The organism is Nitrosomonas sp. Is37 (genome assembly GCF_033063275.1).
Taxonomy (GTDB): Bacteria; Pseudomonadota; Gammaproteobacteria; order Burkholderiales; family Nitrosomonadaceae; genus Nitrosomonas.
The window spans coordinates 36,275-46,615 of the sequence record NZ_JAWJYP010000026.1 but is presented as its reverse complement, the minus strand read 5'-3'; the positions used below and the strand labels follow the sequence as shown (position 1 = coordinate 46,615).

Below are 10,341 nucleotides of genomic sequence, written 5' to 3'. Positions count from 1 at the left end.
AAGAGAAATTATGAAAGTATGGTTGCCATGGCATGCGGGTATCTGTGGCTACCCGTGTGAAATGTCAACAGACCCTAACTTCTCGAATCGAAATTGGTAGCTTAAACAATAACTATCTTGTTCGCGCCTTCGAATTCCTGGAAAAGCACGGCGACAAGCTCTCCCAACTAGGTGCCATTGAAGTTGGTTTGCGCATTCTTCCTTATCGGCCTGATCTTGAATCGCATGTTATTCGTCTCATTGAACAAGTTTGTGACGACGACGTCGATGGCTCTGTTAAGGGATTGAAGCTTTTCTCGGCATTATTCATTCTTGTTGAGGGGGAGCTATCCAGAACCCGATTGATGGCCACGGTACCACCTTTCTACAGAAGATTGGCATCTCTAGCCCAAGCAGCACTTATTCATCGTCAGTTTGTAGACACCGGTGTTGATGGCACGTTTTGTGAGTGGGCTCTCAATAATCGTGGTGAACGGTTTTACTGGCAATCGCTTGCAGATATGCGTTTGGAGCCCAGATGGAATCCTGACTTCGCTGCCGCGCTCCAGATGAAAGCTGATTTTCTCGGCCGAATTATGATCGCGGCAGCAAACTACGTGAAGAATCTCGAGGATCACGAACTTCATACTCTTACCCTAGGAACTGAGTCCAATAGCCTTCTCTCACTATGTCAATTACCGCAAGCCTACTTGCCGGGACCACTCGAAGGAGCAGAAGGTAGTGCGCATGCTTTACCGGATGATTTATCCAAGGCAATAGAGGAACAGCTTAAAACCGATGAGATCAGCCCGTTTTCGTTTATCGCTCTTGTAAATTCCGCGCCAATCTTCCGCGTCGACTCAAAACAAGTGGAGTTGGCGATTAAGAATCTGAAGCTGGGAAACCACCGACTCTCAAGAGTTGAAGACAAGTTGCAGTTGTTAAGTATATTGAATGGATTAGCTACTGTTGCCGCCGCTACCAGAAGTACCGCGCTCGCCGATGAATTGCGAATTCTTATACGAAGATATAGACACGATACTCAATATGTTTTTTCAATCGAAATGGCTATGAAAATATGCCTCATTGCTTCGGCAAGTCGAAAAGATCTTATGCAATGGTGTGAATTTACAGGAGAATGGTTGACTGAACTTGCATTTGATGAATTGAAAGGTGATGACGGAAAGATTCTCCTTTCGCACCTAAATTGTCTGCTTCATGCAGTTCCGGAGTTATGGGTTTATTGCGGAAAAGCCGATGCTGCACTAAAGGCGTTTTGTTTTCGTTGACTACTACTGTATCGTGGATATGAATACTGCAGTTAGAGTCCAATAGCTCTTGAACTACTCCATGCTTTTTTCCAAAATACTCGGTGAGTACATCAAGGCGCCATATCTTCAGTCGAGTTCAGTCCCAATGGAGCATAGTTGTGGTATTTTGCTTGATAAAGATTGCAACAATTTGTTCGATCGCTACCTCCACAACTTTGCAATAGTATGTAGTCAGAAGGATTTATTTGGGTAGATTTTCAATAAGCCGTAAAATAACTTTGACTCTGTTCATTGATTAGGTTTTGGCACCACTTTCCAACAGGTTTCAATTGATCGCATAAAAGATTCAATTAATTGATTTGCAAGTGTTTTCATAGATGCTGCGATCAAAGCAATTTAGAGAACAACGAGGCTTAATTAAACACTGGTGCAGCAAAACCTAGTTGGGGCGACTGCTTTGATTTGGTACTGACCAATCCGCCCTTCGGCAAGAAAAGCAGCACCACAATTATAGGCGAGGAGGGCAAAGCCAGCCGTGAGCGCGACATCGTCGAGCGCGGTGATTTCTGGACCACCACCTCGAACAAACAGCTCAACTTCGTCCAGCACGTCAAAACCCTGCTCAAGCAAAACGGCCGCGCCGCCGTGGTGGTGCCCGATAACGTGTTGTTTGAGGGTAGTGCGGGTGAAACCATCCGCCGTAAACTGCTGCATGAGTGCGATGTGCATACCTTGTTGCGTTTGCCGACCGGTTTGTTCTACGCGCAGGGGGTGAAGGCAAATGTGCTGTTCTTCGATAAGAAGCCTGCTTCTGAGACGCCATGGACTAAGAAACTGTGGATTTACGATTTGCGTACCAACATGCACTTTACCCTGAAGACAAATCCTCTGAAACGGGAAGATCTGGATGAGTTTGTGAAATGCTATAACCCCGAGAACAGGCACGATCGGCAGCCCACTTGGAGTGAAGATACTGTTCACCCTTCGACAGGCTCAGGGCGAACGGGAAATGCTGTTGCCTCAGGGCGAACGTGGGATGCTGCTGGCTCAGGGCGAACGGAGGAAGCTACTTGCTCAGAACCAACGGTGGAAGCTGTTTGCTCAGAACGAGCGGAGGAGGTTGCTGGCTCAGGACGAACGGAGGAAGCTACTTGCTCAGAGCAAACGAAGGAAGCTGCTTGCTCAGGGCGAACGGGAGAAAATGCTTCCCTCACCCCGGCTACCTCCCTCAGAGAGAGGGAGGTATATGGCCGTTGGCGTGCCTATGATTATGAGGAATTGATCAAGCGCGACAAGATCAGTCTGGATATTTTTTGGTTGAAGGATGAATCTTTATCAGATTCCGATAATCTGCCAGCGCCAGATGTGATCGCGCAGGAGATCGTGGATGATCTGGAAGCAGCATTGGCGCAGTTTCGTGAGATTCTCAGTGATGTCGAAGGTTTTTCGGAAAGTATTTCGAAGAGCAAAGTGCAATGAAGTAGTTGCCACGTATGCCGTTGCCTGGTTTTAACCAGTGGGAAAGATTAGGAAACAGTTAAGGATGTTCGTGCTGCTTGCTGTTTACACCATTCAGGTCTTGTTAATCTTCGTTGCTTTATAATTCGTACATCGGCATCATAGGATTTGAAATGGCAGCCAACTTAATTTCTTATTTGCTATCATACACGTTTTGTATTTCAATACTGCAATCATGGATAATGGAATCCAAGCCACGTTTGCTAATGGTTTTCAGGCTATTTTAAGCAAGTTGCCCCGACTCTCTAATTATTTATATCAAGAAATTTTACCTCTTTCCTTATCGGATAAATTAAATGAAGATCATTTATATGATGTGGTTAGTTTATGAATTTTGATGAGTGAGCTATAATGAGATTTTTCTGTTTTTTTATGAGAAGCTTTCTTTGGTTAGCGTTATGCTTGGCAGTACTTCCTGTTTTTGCACAACAGCCTACTTTGTCTGTAGCAGCAAAATCTTACACACTCGTTGATTTTCACACTGGTAAGACACTGATCAATCAAAATGAGCATGAGCGTCTTGAGCCAGCATCGCTTACTAAGTTGATGACTGCTTATGTTGTTTTTAATGCGATAAAGCAGAACAAAATCAAGCTGGATCAAGTTGTTCCCGTCTCTAAAACAGCCTGGAAAATGGTTGGCTCTCGCATGTTTATCGAACCGAATAAACCGGTGACAGTGGGTGAATTGATTCGTGGCATGATCGTGCAATCCGGGAATGATGCCTGTGTTGCGCTGGCTGAGCTGGTTGCCGGTTCGGAAGATATGTTTGCCCATAAGATGAATGAGGAAGCGGCGCGTTTGAAAATGACCAATACGAATTTCACCAATTCGACTGGACTATCCCACCCAAAGCATTACAGCTCTGCACACGATCTTGCACTTTTGGCATCTGCCATTATTCGTGAATTCCCAGAGTATTATCCTCTCTATTCATTGCGTGAGTATACTTACAATGGCATTACTCAACCCAATCGTAATCGATTGCTATGGTTGGATCCCCATGTAGATGGCATGAAAACAGGGTGGACTGTGGCTGCTGGTTATTGTTTAATTACTTCCTCTAAGCGCGATGATCGCAGATTGATTTCGGTCGTCATGGGGACTGCATCACCTAATGCACGTTCTAAGGAAAGTCAACGTTTATTGAATTACGGTTATCAGTTCTTTGATACGGCGCATCCATATAAAAAGAATCAGGAAATTACTACTCTCCAAATTTGGAAAGGCGCACAAAATACCCTCAAGGTAGGATTTGATCAGGATATCTATTTTACCCTTCCGAAAGGGCAGGCTGAAAAATTAAAGGCTAAAATGGAATACAGGCTGCCAGTAATTGCCCCAATCAATCCAGGGCAAGAAGTGGGTACTGTTAAATTTAGCCTTGGTGATCAGGAAATCGCGACTTATCCACTCGTTTCCCTGGAAACAGTAGATGAAGCTAGTATTTTTGGGCGCGCGTGGGATAGTATTCATTTGCTCTTTAATTAATTCTTGAGAAAAATATGATTTACCTCAATGGTAAGTTTATGCCGATTGAAGAGGCATATGTGCCAGTACTGGATCGTGGGTTTATTTTTGGTGATGGCGTCTATGAAGTCATACCGGTTTATTCCCGCAAGCCATTTCGTCTCACAGAGCACTTACGCCGCTTGCAATATAGCCTGAATGGCATTCGACTTAAAAACCCTCACACTGATGAACAATGGCGTGCTCTGCTAGAGCAGATCATTTCCCATAATGCAGCTGATGATCAATATCTCTACTTACACATAACGCGCGGTGTAGCCAAGCGTGATCACGCATTCCCAATAAATATTCCTCCCACTGTGTTCATTATGAGCAATCCATTGCTCATTCCACCACAAGAGCTGTTGCTGACTGGCATTCCGGCCATTACTGCATCAGATAATCGGTGGGGGCGATGTGATATCAAGGCTATATCATTGCTGCCGAATGTCTTGCTACGTCAGCTGGCGATTGATTCAGGGGCTATGGAAACGGTTTTACTGCGCGACGGCTTCTTGACCGAAGGTGCAGCCAGTAATATTTTTATCGCAAAAAACAATGTATTGTTAACACCACCCAAAAGCCATTTGATGTTGCCAGGGATTACTTATGATGTCGTTCTGGAATTAGCGCAAGCTCACGCTATTCCCTATGAAGTAAGAGAAATAACTGAAGAGGAACTCCGTACAGCAGATGAAGTGCTGCTTACTTCTTCCACCAAGGAAGTCATGCCAATTGTATCGCTTGATGGGAAATCTATTGGGGGTGGTAAACCAGGGCCTATGTTCAAGCAACTCAACCAGCTTTATCAGCAATATAAGGCAGTTACTATGCGTGCTGGGAATTCTGCTCTATTATCAGCAGAATAATTAGTTTTGGAGGATAAGTGATTTGTCACAGATTATGACAGAGCAACCTTCACTTATTGAATATCCTTGCGAGTTTCCAATCAAGATTATGGGTCGAGCACAGAAGGGGTTTATTCAAACAGTACTGAATATTGTCAGAAATCATGCACCAGATTTTGAGGAGACTGCACTTGAAGTCAAAACTAGCAAGAACGGTAACTATTTAAGTGTGACCTGTACTATTTGTGCGATTTCACGTGCGCAACTGGATGCACTCTATCAGGAGCTTCATGATCACCCGATGATAATGCTGGTGTTTTGAAGTTTCAATAAGGTGGAAAATTTACGGCTTAGGCCAGAAAGCGTGCCTCTGGTCACTAAAACGAGGTATCTGGGTATGGTAGATTATCTCGTAACCTGGCAAGCCATGAAGGATTTTACCGCTCATCGTACCAACCATACACCTGACGAAATCTGGCTGCTGCAGCATCCGTCCGTCTATACTCAAGGTATTGCCGGTAAACCGGAGCATTTGCTCTATCGGAATGATATTCCGGTTATCAAAACAGACCGCGGCGGGCAAATTACTTTCCATGGTCCAGGACAGCTGATCGCTTATTTATTACTCGATCTGCGCCGTTTGAAGTTTAATGTACGGGAATTGGTCAGGAAGATGGAAGGTGCTGTGATAGACTTACTAGGAGAATATCGAGTAGATGCAGAAAGGCGCATAGATGCGCCGGGTGTGTATGTGAGCAATGCAAAGATTGCCTCATTGGGATTAAAAATTAAAAATGGTTGTTGCTACCATGGTATTGCACTGAATGTAGACATGGATTTAACATCTTTTTCTGCGATCAATCCATGTGGTTATGCAGGTCTGCGGGTTACACAAACAAAAGATCTGGGCATTGACGATGAAATTGAAGTGCTAGGCCAGAAAATGATAGAAAAACTACAAATAAAATTTGCTGAAGGGAGAAACATTTAACGTCATGACCACTGATAGGCACGAAAGAGGGATCGCTAAAACAGCGCGCAATCCAATCAAAATAGATGTTCAACAGCCCGGCGAGATATTGCGCAAGCCGTCATGGATACGGGTACGCTCGCCTAACAGTCAGACTTACAACGAAGTCAAGCGCTTGCTGCGGGAGCATAAGCTACATACGGTTTGTGAAGAAGCTTCCTGTCCCAATATTGGCGAATGTTTTGGTAAAGGAACTGCCACTTTCATGATTTTGGGAGATCTTTGCACCCGACGCTGCCCCTTCTGTGATGTGGCGCATGGCAGACCCTTACCGCCTGATCCTGAGGAGCCGTTACATCTGGCAAAATCGATTGCTGCCTTGAAACTTAAGTATGTCGTGATCACGAGCGTGGATCGCGATGATTTGCGCGATGGTGGTGCACAACACTTTGTTGATTGCATTCGTGAGATCCGTGCTCATTCTCCACTAACTAAAATTGAAATTCTGGTGCCGGATTTTCGTGGAAGATTGTCTGTTGCTTTGGAAAGATTATCTGCCTGTACACCCGATGTGCTTAATCATAATCTTGAAACAGTGCCACGTTTATATAAGCAATGCCGACCGGGTGCAGATTATGCGCATTCTCTGAAATTGCTGAAAGACTTTAAAGCTGCTTTTCCAGCTATTCCTACTAAATCTGGCTTAATGCTCGGGCTTGGAGAAACCGATGATGAAATTATCGAAGTGTTACGAGATTTGCGTGAACACAATGTCGATATGCTCACTATCGGTCAATACCTCCAACCCAGTATCGGACACTTACCGGTTATGCGGTATGTATCACCAGATGGCTTTAAAGAGTTTGAGCGTATTGCAATTGAAATGGGTTTCAGCAACGCTGCATGTGGTCCAATGGTACGTTCCAGTTACCATGCTGATCAACAAGCTCATGAAGCAGGAGTGAAATAGCTTTTAACCTGGATCCTTTAGGCCAGCTATTTCGCCAGGCTGGCTATCTACTTGATATGATGGCGCCGCACATCATCGATCATCCTAAAAACCGTAGTTGGACGAGGTGGAGCGTGTGGTGATCCAGGTGCGAGGCAAGGCGCGATGAGGCCGCAGGGCCGCCCCCTGCAACGAAGAGCAACGCCGCATTCGCGCCTGGAGCGGCATACGATACACCTCGTAGCGGCTTCACCATTCTGGTGAATGAAAAAATTTCGGAAATGCTTCTATATGTCATGCGCTTAGCTTTCCAATTAAGCGGTCAACTACGGTTTTTAGGATCATGCTAATTTCCTGAAGCAGCGTCCAGAATTTACTAGGAAACTGCAGTTTCAGCCATAGTCAACTATTTTGTTCAGTTATGATATGACGTTGAGGAATGAGAGGTATTCAGTGAGTTACCTCTTTTTTCGAATTAGGCAAAAAAATGCTAACCAGGGACTTTCTGGTTAGCAAGATGTTATGGCTATAAAGTTTTCTAATTTTTATATCTGATATCTAATTCTTTTTCTATTGAATTAGTTTACGCTGACTATCCGATATTCCTGCGCTCCATTATCAGCTGATTGGAGAACTTGCTGGCGATATGAGAGTGTAATGACTACCACTCTTTCTGGTACTAAAGTTCATCTCTAAATACGATTATAGTGGATTATATTTATTTTGTCGGGAAAATGCGACAACTTATTGCATATAAAATATGTATTTTTTAATGATGTAAAAAAAATACCGACAAATAAAAATTTTTAAAGTGCATCATTCGATAATTAAACAATAACGCTATGAAAGAGGACAAAAAAAGAGTAAAAGAATCATCCTGACTAACAAAACCAGGATTCAACTGATGATTATCGGATTACCCAAGGAAACTAAAGATAATGAATATCGAGTCGGGATGTCGCCCGGTACTGTACATACGTTAGTAGAACACGGACATCAGGTTCGGGTACAAAGTGGGGCAGGGGAAGGAAGTTTTTTTACTGATGGGGATTACCAGTCGGCTGGAGCTGATATTGTTCCTTATGCCGAAGATGCTTGGTCTGCTCAAATGGTGGTCAAGGTAAAAGAACCAACTGAGCAGGAATATCGCTATTTGCGACAAGATTTAATTCTTTTCACTTACCTGCATCTGGCTTCGAATAAAGTGCTGACTGATACATTGCTGGCTGTAGGAACGACTGGAATCGCCTATGAAACTGTGCAAACTGAATTAGGTGAGTTACCTTTGTTAGCACCAATGAGCGAAGTAGCCGGAAGAATGGCTGTGCAAATTGGAGCCACTTACTTGCTTAAAACATTAGGTGGCCGGGGAATCCTGATGGGAGGGGTTCCTGGGGTGGCACCTGCCAATATTACTATTCTGGGAGCAGGTATTGTAGGTGCCAATGCTGCCAGGGTTGCGGTTGGTATGGGAGCTCAGGTGACCGTGCTGGACGTGAATCATACGCGGTTGAAATACCTGGATGATATTTTCCGTGGTCAATTATTGACGCGTATGAGTGATCGACTCAATATCAAAGAACTTGTTTATCAAGCCGATCTTGTTATTGGTGCAGTGCTCATCCCGGGTGGACGTGCACCTTGGCTGATTACGAAGGAGATGGTGTCAAATATGCGCCGAGGGTCAGTCATTATTGATGTGGCGGTTGATCAGGGTGGGTGCGTTGAAACCACTCATCCTACTACCCATAGCCATCCAGTTTATGAAGTCGAGGGTGTCTTGCATTATTGCGTTACCAATATGCCGGGTGCTGTTCCTCGTACGAGTACCTTTGCACTGAATAATCAAACGGCAGCTTATGTAGTGCGCTTGGCAAATGATGGTTTAGATGCTGTGCGTCATAATCGCACTTTGCAACATGGTCTCAATGTACATCGTGGTTTCGTGACACATCCAGCCGTAGCAGAAGCATATGGACTGACATATACCGCGCCATTGGAGGCAATTAATACTGTATCTTGCTGATTCGGATAAGTATTATTCTTTGAAGAAGGTATAACTGATAACAATTCTTACTTATATTTTTACTCATAGTATAATCGTTCATAATTTTGTAAGATTCAGAGCTAACTTCCTGTCATTTTCATGCTTCATATTTAAATAATGTTCAAACTATTTTCTATTAAGCGCTTTTATATAATTACATGTTGTTTTATTTCCCTGCTGACTGTCAATGTAGTCCAGGCGGAACAGGTCGTAGTGTACTCAGCAAGAATTGAAGAGCTTATCAAGCCGATGTTCGATGCTTTTACCCGCGAAACAGGTATTCAAGTTAAATTTACGACAGACAAGGAAGGTGCTCTTTTAGCCAGACTCAAAGCTGAAGGAAAAAAAACACCGGCTGATGTTCTCATTACTGCAGATGCGGGTAATTTATGGGAAGCCGCGCGGGAGGGACTATTAAAATCTGTTTCTTCCCCTATACTGGAAGCGAATATTCCTGCTCATTTACGAGATCCGCAAGGACAGTGGTTTGGTCTCTCGGTTCGGGCGCGCACTATCATTTACAACACGCAAAAAGTAAAACCATCAGAGCTTTCTACCTATGAGGATCTGGCTGATCCGAAATGGAAAGGAAGATTATGCTTGCGCACATCGAAAAAAGTTTACAATCAATCGCTTGTTGCCATGATGATTGCCGAGCATGGTGAAGCTGAAGCTGAAAGAATAGTGAAAGGTTGGGTCGACAACCTTGCAACTGAGCCTTTGTCTGATGATACGAGAGCCTTGGAATTTGTGGCAGCAGGGCGGTGCGATGTGACCCTGGTCAATACTTATTATTATGGTAGATTGATAGTAAGTAATCCCAATTTGCCTTTAGCTGTCTTCTGGCCAAATCAGAATAATAGTGGCGTACACGTCAATATTTCCGGAGCTGGCGTTACCCAATTCAGCAAAAATGAGCATTCAGCTATCAAATTACTGGAATTTCTATCTTCACAGAAAGCACAAAATTTGTTTGCTGATGTCAATATGGAATATCCAGCCAATCCTCAGATTAAACCCAGTAATGTTGTCGCAGCTTGGGGAGAGTTTAAACAAAATCCAATGAACTTAGTCAAAGCTGGGGAGTTGCAAACAGCAGCAATAAAGTTAATGGATCGAGCTGGCTATCGATAAACCAGTAGATGCATGTGAATAATGAAAAGTATGCTGCAGTAGAAGAGAAAAATACAAAAATTAGCCGCTCTCTGCTTTTCTTAAACCGCAAAGCAAATTTTTGGCGGCTAACTCCT

General features: G+C 43.9%; 9 protein-coding genes and 1 pseudogene. 9 read left to right on the top strand and 1 reads right to left on the bottom strand.

Annotation, left to right across the window (positions count from 1 at the left end; all coding sequences use genetic code 11):
- Window positions 1-56 precede the first annotated feature (56 nt).
- From R2Q26_RS11845 to lipA, 7 genes and pseudogenes are all read left to right on the top strand, one after another.
- Window positions 57-1,268 carry a hypothetical protein gene (locus R2Q26_RS11845; protein WP_317536462.1) on the top strand — a complete coding sequence of 404 codons (1,212 nt, stop codon included), beginning with the start codon at window positions 57-59 and terminating at the stop codon, window positions 1,266-1,268.
- A 438-nt stretch (window positions 1,269-1,706) separates the two neighbouring features.
- Window positions 1,707-2,729, top strand: a pseudogene (locus R2Q26_RS11840) (class I SAM-dependent DNA methyltransferase); the annotation flags it as partial.
- 411 nt (window positions 2,730-3,140) lie between these two features.
- Window positions 3,141-4,259, top strand: a complete 1,119-nt coding sequence (locus R2Q26_RS11835; RefSeq protein WP_317536461.1) for a D-alanyl-D-alanine carboxypeptidase family protein — start codon at window positions 3,141-3,143, stop codon at window positions 4,257-4,259.
- Between the two features lie 14 nt (window positions 4,260-4,273).
- On the top strand, window positions 4,274-5,146 hold the full coding sequence (locus R2Q26_RS11830; protein WP_317536460.1) for a D-amino acid aminotransferase: 873 nt from the start codon (window positions 4,274-4,276) through the stop codon (window positions 5,144-5,146).
- 34 nt (window positions 5,147-5,180) lie between these two features.
- Window positions 5,181-5,447: a DUF493 domain-containing protein gene (locus R2Q26_RS11825; RefSeq protein ID WP_317536467.1), complete on the top strand. Its 267-nt coding sequence runs from the start codon at window positions 5,181-5,183 to the stop codon at window positions 5,445-5,447.
- Window positions 5,448-5,489: 42 nt separating this feature from the next.
- The gene (gene lipB / locus R2Q26_RS11820; protein WP_411182341.1) at window positions 5,490-6,116 is read left to right on the top strand and encodes a lipoyl(octanoyl) transferase LipB; all 627 of its coding nucleotides are present in this window, start codon (window positions 5,490-5,492) and stop codon (window positions 6,114-6,116) included.
- A 4-nt stretch (window positions 6,117-6,120) separates the two neighbouring features.
- Complete coding sequence (gene lipA, locus R2Q26_RS11815; RefSeq protein WP_317536459.1) at window positions 6,121-7,065, top strand: lipoyl synthase; 945 nt, start codon at window positions 6,121-6,123, stop codon at window positions 7,063-7,065.
- A 79-nt stretch (window positions 7,066-7,144) separates the two neighbouring features.
- On the opposite strand, the gene R2Q26_RS11810 is transcribed toward lipA, so the two are convergent.
- Complete coding sequence (locus R2Q26_RS11810; protein ID WP_317536458.1) at window positions 7,145-7,342, bottom strand: hypothetical protein; 198 nt, start codon at window positions 7,340-7,342, stop codon at window positions 7,145-7,147.
- Window positions 7,343-7,948: 606 nt separating this feature from the next.
- Here R2Q26_RS11810 and ald point away from each other — a divergent pair.
- Window positions 7,949-9,070 (top strand): alanine dehydrogenase, encoded by a 1,122-nt coding sequence (gene ald / locus R2Q26_RS11805; RefSeq protein ID WP_317536457.1) that lies wholly within the window; start codon window positions 7,949-7,951, stop codon window positions 9,068-9,070.
- Window positions 9,071-9,208: 138 nt separating this feature from the next.
- A complete protein-coding gene (locus tag R2Q26_RS11800; protein ID WP_411182340.1) occupies window positions 9,209-10,225 on the top strand; it encodes a Fe(3+) ABC transporter substrate-binding protein in 1,017 nt (338 codons plus the stop codon).
- Window positions 10,226-10,341: the final 116 nt, after the last annotated feature.